This window comes from Methylophilus sp., assembly GCF_035460085.1.
GTDB lineage: Bacteria > Pseudomonadota > Gammaproteobacteria > Burkholderiales > Methylophilaceae > Methylophilus.
This window is the reverse complement of record NZ_DATHWZ010000041.1, coordinates 24,972-40,345: the sequence shown is the minus strand read 5'-3', so window position 1 is coordinate 40,345 and position 15,374 is coordinate 24,972. Positions and strand designations below refer to the sequence as shown.

General features: G+C 43.7%; 18 protein-coding genes. 5 read left to right on the top strand and 13 right to left on the bottom strand.

Going from position 1 to position 15,374, the window contains the following annotated elements; all coding sequences use genetic code 11:
* Nucleotides 1-86 (bottom strand): SurA N-terminal domain-containing protein (locus VK958_RS13945; protein ID WP_414683861.1); only part of this gene is annotated, 86 nt, incomplete at its 3' end.
* A 637-nt stretch (nt 87-723) separates the two neighbouring features.
* On the opposite strand from VK958_RS13945, the gene VK958_RS06615 reads away from it, so the two are divergent.
* Both VK958_RS06615 and VK958_RS06610 read left to right on the top strand, forming a co-directional pair.
* Complete coding sequence (locus tag VK958_RS06615) at nt 724-1,284, top strand: hypothetical protein (RefSeq protein WP_325240014.1); 561 nt, start codon at nt 724-726, stop codon at nt 1,282-1,284.
* 32 nt (nt 1,285-1,316) lie between these two features.
* Nucleotides 1,317-1,535: a hypothetical protein gene (locus VK958_RS06610; protein ID WP_325240012.1), complete on the top strand. Its 219-nt coding sequence runs from the start codon at nt 1,317-1,319 to the stop codon at nt 1,533-1,535.
* A gap of 71 nt (nt 1,536-1,606) precedes the next feature.
* Here VK958_RS06610 and VK958_RS06605 read toward each other — a convergent pair whose 3' ends face one another.
* Nucleotides 1,607-2,236, bottom strand: a complete 630-nt coding sequence (locus VK958_RS06605; protein WP_325240010.1) for an SOS response-associated peptidase family protein — start codon at nt 2,234-2,236, stop codon at nt 1,607-1,609.
* A gap of 41 nt (nt 2,237-2,277) precedes the next feature.
* Between VK958_RS06605 and VK958_RS06600 the strand changes: the two genes are divergently transcribed.
* Nucleotides 2,278-2,904, top strand: coding sequence for a LexA family protein (locus tag VK958_RS06600; RefSeq protein WP_325240008.1), 627 nt, complete (start codon nt 2,278-2,280; stop codon nt 2,902-2,904).
* On the top strand, nt 2,901-4,181 hold the full coding sequence (locus VK958_RS06595) for a Y-family DNA polymerase (protein WP_325240006.1): 1,281 nt from the start codon (nt 2,901-2,903) through the stop codon (nt 4,179-4,181). Before VK958_RS06600 ends, VK958_RS06595 begins: the two co-directional genes overlap by 4 nt.
* Here VK958_RS06595 and VK958_RS06590 read toward each other — a convergent pair.
* Nucleotides 4,178-4,831 carry a hypothetical protein gene (locus tag VK958_RS06590; RefSeq protein WP_325240004.1) on the bottom strand — a complete coding sequence of 218 codons (654 nt, stop codon included), beginning with the start codon at nt 4,829-4,831 and terminating at the stop codon, nt 4,178-4,180. The genes VK958_RS06595 and VK958_RS06590 overlap by 4 nt on opposite strands.
* 124 nt (nt 4,832-4,955) lie before the next feature.
* Between VK958_RS06590 and VK958_RS06585 the strand changes: the two genes are divergently transcribed.
* Entirely contained in the window at nt 4,956-5,774 is an 819-nt protein-coding gene (locus VK958_RS06585) for a hypothetical protein (RefSeq protein ID WP_325240002.1), read from the top strand.
* A gap of 97 nt (nt 5,775-5,871) precedes the next feature.
* Here the strand turns inward: VK958_RS06585 and VK958_RS06580 are convergent, their stop codons facing one another.
* From VK958_RS06580 to VK958_RS06535, 10 genes are all read right to left on the bottom strand, one after another.
* Nucleotides 5,872-6,429: a hypothetical protein gene (locus VK958_RS06580; protein ID WP_325240000.1), complete on the bottom strand. Its 558-nt coding sequence runs from the start codon at nt 6,427-6,429 to the stop codon at nt 5,872-5,874.
* Nucleotides 6,417-6,872: a lysozyme gene (locus VK958_RS06575; RefSeq protein WP_325239998.1), complete on the bottom strand. Its 456-nt coding sequence runs from the start codon at nt 6,870-6,872 to the stop codon at nt 6,417-6,419. The genes VK958_RS06580 and VK958_RS06575 overlap by 13 nt, the downstream gene beginning before the upstream one ends.
* Nucleotides 6,856-7,203: a hypothetical protein gene (locus VK958_RS06570; RefSeq protein ID WP_325239996.1), complete on the bottom strand. Its 348-nt coding sequence runs from the start codon at nt 7,201-7,203 to the stop codon at nt 6,856-6,858. Before VK958_RS06570 ends, VK958_RS06575 begins: the two co-directional genes overlap by 17 nt.
* A 78-nt stretch (nt 7,204-7,281) precedes the next feature.
* Complete coding sequence (locus VK958_RS06565) at nt 7,282-7,635, bottom strand: hypothetical protein (RefSeq protein ID WP_325239994.1); 354 nt, start codon at nt 7,633-7,635, stop codon at nt 7,282-7,284.
* Nucleotides 7,636-7,637: 2 nt separating this feature from the next.
* Complete coding sequence (locus VK958_RS06560) at nt 7,638-8,948, bottom strand: hypothetical protein (RefSeq protein WP_325239992.1); 1,311 nt, start codon at nt 8,946-8,948, stop codon at nt 7,638-7,640.
* 9 nt (nt 8,949-8,957) lie between these two features.
* Nucleotides 8,958-9,881 (bottom strand): hypothetical protein, encoded by a 924-nt coding sequence (locus tag VK958_RS06555; protein ID WP_325239990.1) that lies wholly within the window; start codon nt 9,879-9,881, stop codon nt 8,958-8,960.
* Nucleotides 9,878-13,807, bottom strand: a complete 3,930-nt coding sequence (locus tag VK958_RS06550; RefSeq protein ID WP_325239988.1) for a tape measure protein — start codon at nt 13,805-13,807, stop codon at nt 9,878-9,880. Before VK958_RS06550 ends, VK958_RS06555 begins: the two co-directional genes overlap by 4 nt.
* Before the next feature lie 28 nt (nt 13,808-13,835).
* The gene (locus VK958_RS06545) at nt 13,836-14,126 is read right to left on the bottom strand and encodes a DUF1799 domain-containing protein (RefSeq protein WP_325239986.1); all 291 of its coding nucleotides are present in this window, start codon (nt 14,124-14,126) and stop codon (nt 13,836-13,838) included.
* Nucleotides 14,127-14,176: 50 nt separating this feature from the next.
* Entirely contained in the window at nt 14,177-14,599 is a 423-nt protein-coding gene (locus VK958_RS06540; protein WP_325239984.1) for a phage tail assembly chaperone, read from the bottom strand.
* 69 nt (nt 14,600-14,668) lie between these two features.
* The gene (locus VK958_RS06535) at nt 14,669-15,316 is read right to left on the bottom strand and encodes a phage tail protein (protein ID WP_325239982.1); all 648 of its coding nucleotides are present in this window, start codon (nt 15,314-15,316) and stop codon (nt 14,669-14,671) included.
* Nucleotides 15,317-15,374 lie beyond the last annotated feature (58 nt).

Sequence of the window (15,374 nt, the reverse complement as noted above, 5' to 3'; positions counted from 1 at the left end):
CCGAACAATGCAAATGGCACAACAATCAGTGCCAGAATGATTTTTGCCATCCACCCTTGTGTATGTTTTCTTAGTGCTTCTAACATTTTTTAATTTCCATTACCTGATTTTTCGCAACGGCAAACTATACCATAAACCCGTAAAAATCGCCCTAATCCAGCAGTTGCAATTGCTTTAAAAGCATATAGTTAACAAGCCTAGCAGACGAAAACCAATATATGAAAAGTTGGGAATTGTGATTACTCGCCAACATTTCAAATACAAATCTAAATTGATTCATTCGCTTAATACGGGTTGTACTGATATACAAATGTTTCAATGATGGTCAAAGCAAATCACTTGTAGCTACCCAATACTAGAACATGAGTTCATCACCGACTTTGGAACTTCCGAAAGTAGATTCGCCAACAGATAGTTACACTTAACATTAACTAATTTATCGACATACAAACAGATGCAATAAGCAAAAAAAACGAGTTAGGGGTTAACCTAACTCGTTTTGATATTGGCGGAGCGGACGGGGCTCGAACCCGCGACCCCCGGCGTGACAGGCCTTATACAAAAGTCTATATATATAAGGTGTAAATTAGATTTTCTATTCCAACTATTACAAAATCTGATTAAGTAATCATGCGGTTGTCAGAATGTTAATTCCAAATATACTTCCCCAAAAAAGATGTAATATTGCTTAGGATAAGTATTAACTTTCAGGGGAAAATTAAAATGGAAAATAAAGATTTAACATTCGAAATAAAAAAATATATTTGGATTCCAATTTTAATGATTGGATTAGTATTTGTTATTTATTTATTAAATTTTTGGGGAAATCCCAAAAGTAATGAACCTGCAAGCTGGGGGCAGTTTGGCGATTATTTCGGTGGAATTTTAAATCCATTACTTAATACCGTTACGATTTTTGCATTGCTCTACACTATAAATTTACAGCTAAAACAATTAAAAACGTCAGCTCAACAGAATGATCTTATGAATATGCAACTTGATTTATCAAAAAGAGAATTGGAGTTATCGCGTGAAGAACTTAAAAAGTCTGTGATTGCACAAAATAAAAGTCAGTTAGCTTTGAATAAGCAGGCAGAAATAGCAAACAAGTCATCTGAATTAGAAACTATTAATTTTCTACATCTCCAATATACAAATCAATTATCTCCTCACAGATATGACATGAATTCCCCAGAAGCAACTGAAATCAGCAGTAAATTAAGTCAACTAAATATGATTATCGAAGAATCTTATTTTGAATTAATCAGAGCACGTAATAAATAAAGTCAGAAGTTCTTCAATCACGGAAGTATATTATGAACTTAAACAAAGCACAGGAAATCATCAACGAAATAGAGGTGATTTGCAAAAAGCATAATGTCACATTAATTGGCGGGTCCATAACCGATGATATCCTTGGCGAAATCCGATTAGTTGAATCTGATGATTTATCAGCTGATGATATAGACCATCTATCCAGTGGTGAAACACCTTACAAGGTTCAGGGCATTACCATGGTGAACGGTATCGCATAGTGAAAAAAAAGCCACCTTTCGATGGCTTGCAGATTGCACTGCGGCTCATTCTGGAGGGAATGAAAGTTAAATCATACCTCATACTCTAGTGCATTTCCATTCGGCAGCTTGATCAATCCTCTCGCCTGGTCATGATTAGCATTAAGCCATTTATTAAAATCACCAGGTTCTACAATCACTACAGACCGCTTCTCTTTACCAGGCTCATGAAATTGCTGCATGAACGGGTGATCATCAGCATTGAGTGTGAGCATTGAGAACGAGCGAATAACTTCCCCTGTTTTTGCGTCAATATAGCTTTCCCATATAGAACCTATTGCAGTAGGCTCATTGTCTTTGCGGCTAATTGCTGCCCAATCTGGTTTTGCTTCGCGGTATATAGGTTCAAAGAATTGCTCAGCCAGAACAAGCCCGAACCGGCGCTCTTTCCAGGCGCTACGGTAGCTTGCAAGTTGGTGAACTGTTTCACTGCGTGCGTTATATGTGCGCCGGCCGAAGTTTGGCTTCGATGCCGCCCAAAATGGTTCTAAGCCAAACTTGCCAAGCTCGCAGCGCAACACACCTTTATCCATAAATATGAAGGGTGCTTTGTCCATCGGCCAGGTGTGCCCTTTCCAATCTGCATCCGGCAGATCAATGCCAAAGTGATTTTTCACCCAGGGATTATTGCTTCTTTTTATTGGCTGGTAATTGCTGCACATATCCTACATTTTTCATTTTGATTTAATGTTACAATTTTTCAATGGAAAACGAACACAAAACTTCAAAAGGTGGAAAACGGCCAGGAGCCGGGCGTAAACCTGGCTCGACTACCGCTCTAGAAAAAACAACTGTCATTCGCGTACCAGTCAGCCAAAAGTCGGTGATTGTCGATTTACTGCAAGCTTATGCCAGACGTCTGCGTAATGTACAGCAAAAAGATAATACGGATCCTGTCAGTGTTTTTGAATACCCAGAATTAAATGCAGCTAAAGTCAGCAGACCCCTTTACCAATCCAAGGTTCCGGCTGGCTTTCCCTCCCCTGCAGATGACCATATTGAAGGACGCGTTAACCCCAATGAATACTTGATTGATCAGGAAGACAGTACCTTTTTTGTCACGATACAGGGCGAATCAATGATCGAGGCCGGGCTTCTACCTGGTGACAAAGCTGTGATCGACAGAGAAAAGCAACCAGTGATCGGCAACATTGTGCTGGCCATGATCGATGGCGAGTTCACCATTAAGGTACTTTCAAAGCAAAAAGACGGCACCCCAAAATTACTGCCTGCAAACTCAAGTGGAAAATATGCACCAATCTTGATTAAAGAATCAATGCAGTTTCAAATATTCGGTGTCGTTACTGGTTCTTTCAGGCGTTTCAAATGACCGTACGGCAAATTGCCCTTGTCGACGTGAACAACTGCTACGTATCGTGCGAACGGGTTTTCAATCCAAAACTGCTCAATCGCCCTGTGGTTGTACTTTCTAACAATGATGGCTGCGCGGTTGCCAGGTCAAACGAAGCCAAGGCGCTCGGTGTGAAAATGGGTGAGCCATGGTTCAAGCTTAACGACCTGGCGAAACAGCATGGCATTATCGCCCTCTCATCTAATTACGCCCTATATGCCGACATGTCCAACCGGTTCATGTCGATATTGCGGCGCTTTAGTCCTGACCAGGAAATTTACAGTATTGATGAAAGCTTCCTGGACTTCAGCAGCTTCAGCCGGAAAGACCTGACCGTGCTGGCGCATGACATGCGTAACACCGTATTACGTTGCATAGGGCTGCCTGTCAGCGTAGGGTTAGGCTCAACCAAGACACTGGCAAAGCTGGCCAACCATTGCGCCAAAAAGCGGCCGGAGTTTAACGGCGTGTGCAATTTCAACATCATGGATATTGAGACACTCGATAGCATCATGATGCAGATTGAAGTCGGTGAGGTGTGGGGAGTCGGTAGAAAGTTAAGTCAGAAATTAAATGACCTTGGAATTATGACTGTGTTTGATTTGAAACGGGCGGATCCGGCACAGCTGCGCAGGCATTTCAGCGTGGTGATGGAAAAGACTATCAGGGAGTTAAACGGTACAGTCTGCATCGAGATGGAAGAAATAGCACCACCCAAGCAACAAATTGTCAGTTCCCGCAGCTTTGGCATGCCAGTGACTACTATTGAGGAACTAGGGCAATCGATATCGCTTTACGTTAGCCGCGCCGCCGAGAAGTTACGCAACCAACAATCGTATGCCGGATCACTGCACGTGTTCATTCACACTAGCCCTTTCCGGACAGATCAGCCGCAGTACAGCAATGGCTTCACAGTGCCGCTACCCTCACCCACCGACAACACAACCAGGCTGGCCAGCATCGCAATGTGGGTGCTAAACCAGATATACAAACCAGGCTACCAATACGCCAAAGCCGGGATCATGCTAGGTGAGATTGTGCCGGCCGCTGGGATTCAAAATGATATGTTCAGCAACATGGAGCCGGATAGCAAAAGCGACAGGCTAATGCAGGCCATGGATGCAGTGAATAAGAAGATGGGGAAAGGAAAGTTGATAGTTGGCAGCCAAGGATATGGCCAGCCGTGGGCTATGAAACAGGAAAGGAAAAGTCCAAGCTATACCACCAATTGGGATGAACTACTAAAAATTGATTAATTAAAAATGGAAGAAAAAAAAGTATAAAAAAAATCATAAACTGGAAGCTTAATCAGGAGATAAAAATAAAAAAGAATTGTTGGTAAGCTTAAAAATACAGGTAGCCAATATTCAGTAAAAAAAGTTGTGTGAAAATATAATTGTTTTCTTGCTTGGAAATTAGCAATAAAACGATCATAAATACTTAATTGTAAATATGCTTTTTCTGGGTGTTGTGAAGACGCATATTCACCATTAATATTGTTACGTATTTGTTTTTGGATATCTGCAGAAACATTTCCTTTCAAATTTAACTGCTGGAAACTGATACAAATATATCTAGATCGACGATCAATTTTTTCTTTATTTTGTTTCCTAAATTTTGATTCAATTCTATTTTTAATAAAGGTTTGAGAAAATTTTATTAAGTCATCTTCACTTTTATATTCATCTATCTCATTCCAATACTGGATGTACCTTACAAACCAATAGCACAAAGCCACCCATAAAGCATTTATAACAGAATATGGTTGTTCTAGAGTTGCTAATGTTCCGAGAATATTTATCTGTACTATTTTCAAATCTGCATGAATCGCATATAGCATGGCTAAACTGCCAATAATTAAATTGCGTCTTTGCCTAATAAATCCCTCTCTATTTACATCAGTCATAAATTTCTCTCTAAAATCTCTTTCAATAGTAACAATGAATAAGATAATGTAGGAATTTCTTTACGTTTCTAATGTCTAAGCAAAGTTAATATAGTTAGAAAAAAATAAAAACACAGGGAGATATATGCAAGCAAATAGAAAGCAAAGAGCAGCCGGAGAAATCCAAAATAGATTTAAAAAGCAGATGGACCTCATGATTAGAGCTTGCAAAGCTTTCGATGCCGGCCAAGAAATTGAAGCTGAGAATATTGTCGTTAGACTTAGGGTTCTCTTGCATCACAATCCAAGTCGTCACAGTCATGCGTTATTAGCTCAATTAAACTTGTTAAACAATATGGCATTCGTTGATAGCGGCATACGAAGAAATGAAATTGAATCAGCAATAACAGCTGGATTGGCAGGAACTGACCAATTTATAGCAAGCTTTCCTCCATCACAAACAGGGCTAGTCGTGCCAGGAATTGTGAATGGTAAAGGAAAATTTGTTGCGCCACTTATCAGAGCAAGATTTCCTGATGGGCACCCTTATGCAGCGAACCACTCAGCGACTACAACTTTTGCTGATTGGTGGAACACTCCTTTCATCGAAACAACCACTAATCATACATTTTCCAGATATGACATTATAAGAATTTTGGCAAATCAAGATGGTGGCGCGCATGTAGACCCAATGATTGATATTGAATTTAGTGACTTCTGCCAAGATTATCATCAAATTTCTTACGGATTCGGCAACATCGACAACCTCGAAGATCGCAGAAACGTTGAACCTGTAGAATCAAATATCGTATATGCTTCAATAAGACAAATAGCTTTTGAAGTGATGGCAACACTTGATGATCATACTGGTTCAAACTGGGTGTCAGAATCTCAACCAGCAAATTTTAGACCTCAATGGCAGCCTATCCTTACACCATTTGCAATTATTGGTAGCAGAAACTAAATACAAATATGACATATATATTGAATTTAATTGAATTTTAATTACCTGGAATTCATATATAACTGGCGATGTTAATCAATTCGAAGTCGAACATTTTTTACTTATTACAAATGCACATCTGGCCTTTGTAGATATTGAGCACATCGACCAATCTGTCATGATCGATGGCGTTTAGATTGCATGTTTCAAAATTGTCGGCCGCGTTACTAAGTACATGCTCTACGGTTGCGACGATTTCTGTGCCTGGATCCTTTTCTCGTTTTTCATCACCTTCCCCTGCAGAGGTTTCAACGGTCGAGACTTCTGCAACAGGCTTTGATCGATGTGAATCGGGACTTGCGCCGATGGCATCGTTCCACAATTTGAGAGAGTCATTGTTAAAACAAACAGACTGATCGTTTTGCTCATGTATTTTTTCCTTAATGGTCCGGTAGACAATACGCACCGTTTCTTTCTCTTTTACTGCCTGGTCGACAATAGGGTCGGCTTTTTCCTGAAGCGTATGAGCCGTTTTAATTGCCTTGGAAATACTACGGGCTAGCCCCGCCTCTGTTTTCAAGCCGTGGATTCTCCAACCTGTGACCAAACCTATAAGAAAGATGCCGAGAATCACAATAAACTTGGTTTGCCAGGATAGTGTGCCTAACTTAAACATAATTGCCTCTCAGCCTCCCGGCGCTTAGTCAATCCACCCAGCTCAACGAACACACCCATAATTTTCGACTTATTCCAGCGAGGCAATTGATTGCAGGCATCTGCGCTCCTGCCAGCTTTCAATAATCGTGCGGCCGTTGATTCCTTCGTGTTGCATGCAATCGTGGGCCCCATGTTGTAAACGGCATCAGCAAATGCGGCCAGTGGTCGATCAGGTAGACCAGGCACGCAGCGGTCGACCTGGTCGATTGCTGCGAGCATGTCTTTATCGAGCCGAGCCTTGCATTCATCCAGGGAATACTTGCGCCCCTTCTCGACGTTTGTCGTGGATCCATAACAAACAGTGAGAATGCCGGGCGGATCGTAATAGGCATACAGATATAAACCTTCTGCAGGGATGGCCAGCGCCGTGGCCAACTTCAGCGCGTTAAGTCGTCGGCTCATTTGTTGAATCCTTCATAGCTTCGAGTGCCGGCGATGGCGTGTGATAAGGCGTGTTATTTAAACCCGCCCTCTCCATGAAAACAGTGCGGGTTTTGATCTCGAAAATTTCCGCATTGGTTTTTTCCATCAAGAGCTTGTGTTCTAGCTCTTTCATCCGATGCTCGCGCCACTTCATATAAAAGCCCAGCAAGGTGATCACCATCCCGATAATCACTCCCCAATTTCCAAGACTGATGCCGGCAAAGAAACTCAAAACACCTGACAGGAAAGTGACAACTGCACCGCCATACATCATGGCGGACTCCGTTTTCCTAACTATCAATGGATCCATCAAAACTTCCCTCATTTCCACCCCCGGCTAATAGACATAAAAAACCGCCCGGAGGCGGCTGGATATTGTTATTGAATTTTAAACTTCAGGGTATACAGGCATCAATGCTACGGCTTCAGGTCCAGTCAACATAGGTTTTGCGCCGGCTAAGACTTCAGCTTTGTATTCGTCAGCCTCAACCCATACAGAAGCCTCCCAGGTTGCAAAAACCTGCGCCAGAGATTGATAGTGATTTTCGAATCCAACATAAAGCATTAATGCGTTCCCACCACTAAAACCCAAGTCGCGCGCTTTTAAATCAATAGCCTCCTGCAACGCTTGGCGAACTAACTCAGCTCGCTGCTCATTACTTAAATCAGGAGTTAAATCTGGCAGCTCCTCATTAACTTCTGTTTCAGATCCATCCAGACCTACTTGTATCACTAATGCCATGATTAATACTCCCAATGTGGAACAACATTAAATGCATCATATGTATCAGTGCCATTAAATGTAGTTAGCCTTATTTTTTTAAGCTCAGAAGCCAATGCCTTACTGCCAGAAACATCAAATGTCTGCGCGAGATTGCTTAATGCTCCCTGACCATTGCATATCCATGTATTGGTTGCTGAATCATGTAATTTGAACGCTAGTTCACCGTGATAAGAGAGCGTTGCACTATTTGCTCTATGTAACAAGAAACCCGAGGTTAATTGGATTGAACTTTGAGCAGCATCAACAGCCCCTTGATATCCTGTTATTTCCGGACCGCTAGCTGTGCAAAGCTGTGCCATTGGTATGGAGGTACCAGTGGTTGATATGCCAACAAAGGTCAGAGAAAACTGTTTTACACCTGCGGGCACATCGATGTCATAAGCTGCAGCTCCTGTAGTAATAATCGCAGCCCCCTGTTGAATTAGGGCTTTTTTGTTCAACCACTCAGGCGAGACATACTTCGTTAGAGAGTTACTTATTAATGATGCGTCATTTGTTGAGTTAACTACGTTATTGGCAACAGTTAAACCGTTGATTCGATCAACGGTTACGTGAACATTGCCATCACCATCTTTTATTAGAGTGAGCTTATCTTTTGGTTCACATATAAAATCAGCTCCACCCTGAACAATTAAAGTCGCTGAATTTTTAAGTGTGGGTGAACCCGATGTTCGGCCTTTGATTACTGCACCTTGCGGCATGGTGATTACTTCTACCACTTCATCACCCGTTAACTTAAATTGGTTACTGCCAGCCGCAGTTACATCAATAGTTGTCGCACTAGCGATGGTGACTTCATTTGCAAATGATTGAAGCCCGGTGAATTTATTGGTAAATAATGAAGCCAGGCCGCCACCGCTTGATGGAATGATGCTGATACTCCAATCGGTGAAGGTGCCTGACCCATTAGGCGTGACGCCATCAAACACAAAATCGCCTGTGACCACATCATATGCCTGTGTGATCCCATCAAGATATACTGAAGGGTCAGAGGTACGTGCAATCCTCGCAGGTGTGCCAGGCATAAAACTCCGACCAGGTGAGATTTCCAGCGTTTTTTCACCTTCAGTGATCTCCATTGAAGTGGATGAGGTGGCAGTGAATGCGCCGGTAACAGCATTGCGTAATAAATTAACTGTCTCGATAAGCGCAGGCCCATGTTTAACCCGCAACCATTTATAAAGATCATAGGCTTTCTGGTGGAAAACCTTGTTGCCCTCTGAAATTTCAGGTTGTGGCGGGATTGGTAGTAGTTCGTCGGTGGCGCTCATTATGGTTCCTTAAAACAGACTTTCAATTTTCAAACGGCATAAGCCTTCGGTGGCACTTGGCAGGTTGTTTGGCGCGCCCTGGATCACGCCGTAAAACGTCAATGTTTCATAATTACTGTTACCGATCACAAGCGTGGGCAATCCTGCCCGCTGCCTGATCAGGTTATTCAACAAGTCAAACTTTGACTCATCAAAATAGAACTCCAGCTCACCCACAATCACTGTCGGCCCTTTTTCAAATACGAAAATACCTGGCGTTAACTCGCCCTTGAGTGAGTAGTCTTTTTGGTCAACAGAACTCTCGCGGGTTATCGAATTGAATTGATGCCCATAGGAAGGTACGACTGCGCCGATACCCACCTGGCCAACACCTGTGACAGTGACTTTGAATTGCGCGTTATAGTGAGGCGGGATGTTTTCAAATACGGCAAATGAGGTGCTCAGGAAAGGCGTAAACAGCCAGTCATAAAAACCGCCAAACGTTGAAAAACTGATCAAGTCCACGGTTTCACTGCTAATGAAAGTGCCCTCTTCGTCAAACATTTCAAACTTCAGCAGCTCGCCAGTGAGTCCGAATAAAGGAAAAGTATTTACCTGCCCCATACCTCCCAGGGTGAAAGTGATCATGCCTTCAGCGACGGTTTGGGTATTGATGTAATCATCAAACATCATGTAACCATTGGTGGCCCCCACATACGACCAATGAACCGGGTTGTTAATATCAGCCTCTTCAAGCGGATTATTGCCTTCGTTGTCAGCAACCACTGATCGATAGACTTTATGGATATCCACCTGGCTGATCATCACATATTCGCCGAGGCCATAATTGCCTGTAATAACCCATTCAGGGTAATCAAACTCACCGACACTATTGGCAAGGATGTTTTCGTCTTTAATCGTGGCAGGAATGCCAATCGTTAATAAGCTAGTCATGATGTTGTTTTCAATCCTCTAGCACGGATTTGCTCAAGAGCCTCGGTTGTACCGCGCTGAGTTAGTAATGCAGATTTGTTTATATCGCGCAGGTCTTTTAACAGTGCCACCAAGTCAGATACATCTTCCCCGTTAAGCGTTGTTTTTCCGCTGGCATCACTAGCAAATGACTTGCTTGCGCCGGCATAGTCATTCGCAACCTGGGCACCATAGTTATTCGCCACCCCTTTATAAAAACGGTAATCCGCCAGGTTGGTGAATTGACTCATTTCGCGGGCATTGTCGATGATCTGATCTTTTGCGGAGGTGAAGGCAGCCACCAGTGTGGGGAAAGCCAAAGCCAGATCAATACTGGCCTCATCAGCTGAATTAAAATTCTGTTGGATGGCCTGACCTATAGCCGCAAGTTCAGCGGCTGTTTTTGGTACCTGTAAGCCAAATTCGGCAAACAGGTCATTCATCGCCTTGGCATCTTTTGCTGCCTGCTCTGCCGGGCTCAATAAGTCATAAATTGATGTATTAACACCGGCAATCACCTGGTCCCATGCCGTTTGAACACCACCAACGCTATCTCGCAGTTTTAAAAGCTCGGCAAATTGCTTTTGTGCAGCTGAAGTGGTTTTTGGCAGTTCTTTCAAAAACTCATCGAAGGCTTTCAGATCACCATTAATAGATGCATTTGCTCCTAAACCAGTAAGCTTTTCATTCAGCGCATCGCGCTGTTTAATCATTTGCTCACTGGTGGTGAGTGATGCGTTTGCAGTGGTGACCAACAGGTTTGCAAAGTTAGCCAGCTGCACACCGGCAAAGCCTGATGCTTTTGACACCCTGCCCGCCTGGTCGGCTGTTAAATTGAATTTCTCACGTAATGCATCTTGCGAATCACCAATGTTTATAGCTGCAGCGATCATCGCCTGGACAGAATCTTTATCAGCCAACCCGGTAAATAATTTCTTAATGCCTTCTGGCAGGCGCGAAGTAGTCACCAGACCAGTGATACCTTGAGTCAGGATTTTGTTTACAAGCGCAGTCATCGCTTCTTGTGAGCTGCCGAATGCTTCATCACCAGAACTGAATGTGACCGAACCACCGCCAGCATTTGCGCCAAAATAACCCCATGCACTTGTCTTATCGCTAGACCGCTGAAAAAGATCGATACCGGTATTGACCTTGCCATTAATGTCATACGCGCCCAGTAGGCCGCTGATCACCTCTGAATAGTTTTTCAACACATTGGCAATGGACTGATTCCCGCCCAGGTCACGACCATAACCAGCAATATCTGATCTATTTGTAGATGTGAATTTGCTGCCAGAATAAACACCACTCACGCCAGTGCTGTATTTTTCAGTTTCTACCCTACCTCCAAACAGGCTACCCAGGGCGCCACCAATAGCACCGCCTATCGGTCCACCAAAGTATGTGCCGAGTGCAGTCAGTGCAGCGCCCGCAAAATTACCTTGCGTTGCCATGTAGGCAGCGCCCAGATAACCAATGCCATCAGCAATCTGGCTGCTGTACTGCCCCATGAATCCGCCGACCTTGTCAGCCAGACCACCCTGCCCGTTGGACAGGAAAGCTCCCAACTTTTCAATTGAGCTAGTGACATTTAGATTGGAGTTTTTAAAGGTTTCACTGATACGGTCAAATATAGATGCACCAGGCGCACCGCCTGCGCTGGTATCAACCAATGCCCCAGAAACAGCAGCCGGCGCATTTACACTGGCCACAACATTGACAAAGAACTTCTTGATCGTCATCTGGTAAAGCAAATCAAGAATAGACGCCTTGATGGCACGGCCGGCCGCTTTGGCTGCATCTTCACCGCTATTGGCAAACACGGTCCACACCAAGCGTGAAGCTTGCTCCATGCTGCTAAATATCTCATCTGTTTCAGCTTTGGTTTTTTGGATAGCCTCGGTTCTTCCAACGGAGTTTCGCAAAATCCCGAGAGCTTCGATTTGCCGGTTGATCAATTCGATTTCGTTTTCACGCTCAGGCTGGCTTTGCAGATAGGCTTTTTGAGTTTTTAATACACCGATTTGCTCATCGTATCTGGCAACATTTAAAGCGTCTATTTGCGCTTTGGTCATAGACAGCTGCTCGATTTCATCAAGCTTGGCCTGTGCCAAATCCTCCAATGCAGTTGTTTCATCCTGCATAGTGGTGTAAATCTCATTACGCGATGCCACTGTTGCTTCAAGAATGCTTTGGTACTCTAACTCACTCTGTTTACGCAGATTGACCATTTCCAGATTCCGCGTCTCAGCATCGAGCGTTGCTAACAGGCTTTGCACATTTTTGTACTGGGCTTCAGTTAACTTCAATTGCCCGGTTGTACGCTGGGCATTAATATCTAACAACATTTTTTGAGATTCGGTTAACTGCCCATCAACGGACAACTCCAGCCGTTTAGTTTCAATATGCTTGTTGATGCCAACAGTCAGGCTGTCATAGGCTTTGCGTGCATCCTCTAATGATTTTTTACGTTCATCCTGAACCTTTTTGTCAGCTTTCGCTGCCTCTTCCTGCAACTTGTGCACCTTATCTACACTTTGAGGAATAACAGTTGATGAAAAATTAGGTGAAACACTACCAACGCCCGAGGTAACCGGATTCATCCCGCCGAACATCGAAGTTGATGCTGCCTGGCGAGCTGCCTCCAACTGTTCTTTTGTTTGACGCCCAAGCATATTCTGCAATGCAGTATTTGTTGATTGACGGTTTTGATATGCCTTCCACATCAAAGAGCTGCCCATTGCTGGCGCCTGAAGAATATCGTCAATCCGATCGGCATTTGCATTCTTGAACTTTTGCATGCGATCAATCAGGCTGCCTTCCGGCGCGAAATCACCATCAATTGACCCAGCCAAACCTCCAAGTGCATCTTTAAAGAAGTCAGACGCCTTATATGCTTTATCCATTTCCCCAATTTTGTGGATCACAGCATTGGATAGGTTTTCCCAAGAAGTGCCTAGCGTAGTGGTATTGTCAGCTTGTTTTTTTAGAGATTGGGTAAGCACCCCGTCGCCAAAAGCTTTTACCAACTTATCGGCAGATAACTCACCGTTTTCTGCCATTGAACGCAGTTCGCCAATGGTGACACCAAGACTTTTTGCCAAAGCCTCTTGCAATAAAGGCGCATTCTCTGCCATGGAATTAAATTCATCACCACGCAATAGACCGCTAGCGAAAGCTTGTGAAAGTTGCGTGATAACCGAAGCTGATTGAGATGCACCAGCTCCCATTGCTTTCAATGCAAGAGCAACGTTTAAGGTGATGGCATTAACTTTAGATTGCTCTACACCCTGATCTTTTAGACTTCGAGTCAGCCCAGAATTTAATTTTGCAACCGCTTCCAACGGAGCTTGTGCAGATCGAGCAATAGAAATTGTGGCAGCCAGGTTCGCCCTGTAAACATCTTGTGAAGTCGCAGCATTCAGAAGATTTGCATTCAAACGGGTATAGCTATCGGAATACTCAGCCAATTGGCGGATTCCACTACCCGCAATAAACGCAGTTACCCCGGCATATGCAGTCTTAACTGCACCGACAGATGTGATAAAAGATCTGTGCTTTTCTTCCGCCCTCTCTAGTTGCTGCAAATATGGGTTTAGGAAAGAAGCATTAAGCCCATTCAATTGAGCCATCTGGCGATAATATTCAGCTGCTTGCCTGCCACCTGATTCCATGGCGACAACTTGCTTGACTATCGATTGAGCAACGCGCGTGGTGGCAGAATCTACCTGGTAGGCAGATTCTTTGACTTTGGCATTGACCTGGGTGAATCCTTCACCAGCCTTTTTACCTGAGCGGGTAACATTGGTGCCAAAGTTATCAATATTACGTTGCAAACGGGCAATTTCAGCATCGACGCCGGTGGAGTTCATCACCACATCGATTTGGCCTGTCATTATGTTTGTCATCTGCAACCCTTATAAATACAAAAGCCAGCTAATTGCTGGCTTTCCTGGACTTCTTGTAATCACTAATTAATGAGAGTGTTTCGAACTCAATTACCTGTAACTGATGGAACACGGTTGGTCTGTTTTCTTCCTTGATGCGCAAACCTGAATACACCGCGTTCAATGAGGAATAATTAAGCCCGGTGACACCATCGAACCCGTGATTCCACTGTGACTGCATGCCCATAAACACATGCATGGCGTCTGCATGCTCCGGCCAGCACACCCCAACATTGTCCGTTGCTTCGAAATCTGCTTCAGTTAAACCAAAAACCGCCAACGCTTTATTTTCACGGCCGCTGCCACTGAAGAGATATTCTGCAACGGCTTCTAGTTTTTTAGGCGCACACCCTGCAACGCTGTGAAATAGCCAGTTGATATGGCAAGCAAAGCGCCTGGGTATTTATTTTCAAACTTGATCAAATTGGCAGCATTGAATTCATCTTCAAATTCCCAGCCCTTGGCAATTTCCATGACTGCAGCCACATCTTCTTTCAGGCGATTCTTCCTGTTTTCCACATAATTAATTTTGGCGGGCGTTTCTTCAACTGCATCTACTTTCGAAGCTTTTGACTTTGCTACCTTTTTCTCGCCCTTTTCCTGAGTAGCGTTGGCATATTCAACCATCTGCTGGCCATCGCGATAAATGTATTCAATTTCCAGATCAGCCTCATCATCATTACTCAATAGCAATGTGATAGTGTGCTTAATGGTTTCAGGTGGTGGAGCAAGGTCAAGTTTGATTTTTGCCATGATTTATATCCTTTTAATAAATAAAAAAACCCGCCGCGATCAACCGACGGGTTGCATGAAGCATCAAAATTAAGATGCGTAGCGAACCACTTCGCCTTTAATAGAAAGGCGGCCTACCACACCCATCACTTCATTTTTTGTCATGGTAGGAATAGGATTAATTCGCACGCCAACTTGAAACAGCAATTTAGCGCCACTAGTTAAGCTAACTCTTAATGGCGCTGCCCCCCGGACGTCAGAGATGGCTTTTATTGCGAGATATCCAGGATTAGTTACATCATCTGCGAGTGTGTAATTAATAGCAGATGCTGAGGCGACAGTTGAAATTTCATTTTCGGCATCCGCCTCTAAAAATTGATATTTGGTGGTTTGCATATCTCCACCTTCACCGGTCCATTCCAGAATTTGTGAAATCTGCTGCCATGTTGTCACTTTACGCAATGAACCTGCACCAGAGCCAGCTGGATAGTTGTCGGTGTTCGCAGTATCAAAACCTTCAAGAGTAACTGAGGTGCCTGTTGCAGTTTTAACACGAAAAACGCGATCATTTGCCTTTGACCAGCCACTGCTATACAGAACAAAATCACCCGCTGAATATGTATTCGTGGCCGTAGTTAACACAGCCTCACTTGCATTGGTAGCTGCTGATACAGCAATAGCTGCAGCTAATGCAGTTGCAATTGAAACAATCGCCCCGTTTGGGAGTTGTACACTCATTTGAATTTCCTTTCAGGCATAAAAAAAGCCGCATTTAGCGGCTGGTTACATTAAAAAC

What these genes read in the sequence shown, in the direction of transcription:
- VK958_RS06615 (WP_325240014.1), top strand. Translation starts at nt 724, where the DNA reads ATGGAAAATAAAGATTTAACATTCGAAATAAAAAAATATATTTGGATT.
- VK958_RS06610 (WP_325240012.1), top strand. Translation starts at nt 1,317, where the DNA reads ATGAACTTAAACAAAGCACAGGAAATCATCAACGAAATAGAGGTGATT.
- VK958_RS06605 (WP_325240010.1), bottom strand. Translation starts at nt 2,236, where the DNA reads ATGTGCAGCAATTACCAGCCAATAAAAAGAAGCAATAATCCCTGGGTG.
- VK958_RS06600 (WP_325240008.1), top strand. Translation starts at nt 2,278, where the DNA reads ATGGAAAACGAACACAAAACTTCAAAAGGTGGAAAACGGCCAGGAGCC.
- VK958_RS06595 (WP_325240006.1), top strand. Translation starts at nt 2,901, where the DNA reads ATGACCGTACGGCAAATTGCCCTTGTCGACGTGAACAACTGCTACGTA.
- VK958_RS06590 (WP_325240004.1), bottom strand. Translation starts at nt 4,831, where the DNA reads ATGACTGATGTAAATAGAGAGGGATTTATTAGGCAAAGACGCAATTTA.
- VK958_RS06585 (WP_325240002.1), top strand. Translation starts at nt 4,956, where the DNA reads ATGCAAGCAAATAGAAAGCAAAGAGCAGCCGGAGAAATCCAAAATAGA.
- VK958_RS06580 (WP_325240000.1), bottom strand. Translation starts at nt 6,429, where the DNA reads ATGTTTAAGTTAGGCACACTATCCTGGCAAACCAAGTTTATTGTGATT.
- VK958_RS06575 (WP_325239998.1), bottom strand. Translation starts at nt 6,872, where the DNA reads ATGAGCCGACGACTTAACGCGCTGAAGTTGGCCACGGCGCTGGCCATC.
- VK958_RS06570 (WP_325239996.1), bottom strand. Translation starts at nt 7,203, where the DNA reads ATGGATCCATTGATAGTTAGGAAAACGGAGTCCGCCATGATGTATGGC.
- VK958_RS06565 (WP_325239994.1), bottom strand. Translation starts at nt 7,635, where the DNA reads ATGGCATTAGTGATACAAGTAGGTCTGGATGGATCTGAAACAGAAGTT.
- VK958_RS06560 (WP_325239992.1), bottom strand. Translation starts at nt 8,948, where the DNA reads ATGAGCGCCACCGACGAACTACTACCAATCCCGCCACAACCTGAAATT.
- VK958_RS06555 (WP_325239990.1), bottom strand. Translation starts at nt 9,881, where the DNA reads ATGACTAGCTTATTAACGATTGGCATTCCTGCCACGATTAAAGACGAA.
- VK958_RS06550 (WP_325239988.1), bottom strand. Translation starts at nt 13,807, where the DNA reads ATGACAAACATAATGACAGGCCAAATCGATGTGGTGATGAACTCCACC.
- VK958_RS06540 (WP_325239984.1), bottom strand. Translation starts at nt 14,599, where the DNA reads ATGGCAAAAATCAAACTTGACCTTGCTCCACCACCTGAAACCATTAAG.
- VK958_RS06535 (WP_325239982.1), bottom strand. Translation starts at nt 15,316, where the DNA reads ATGAGTGTACAACTCCCAAACGGGGCGATTGTTTCAATTGCAACTGCA.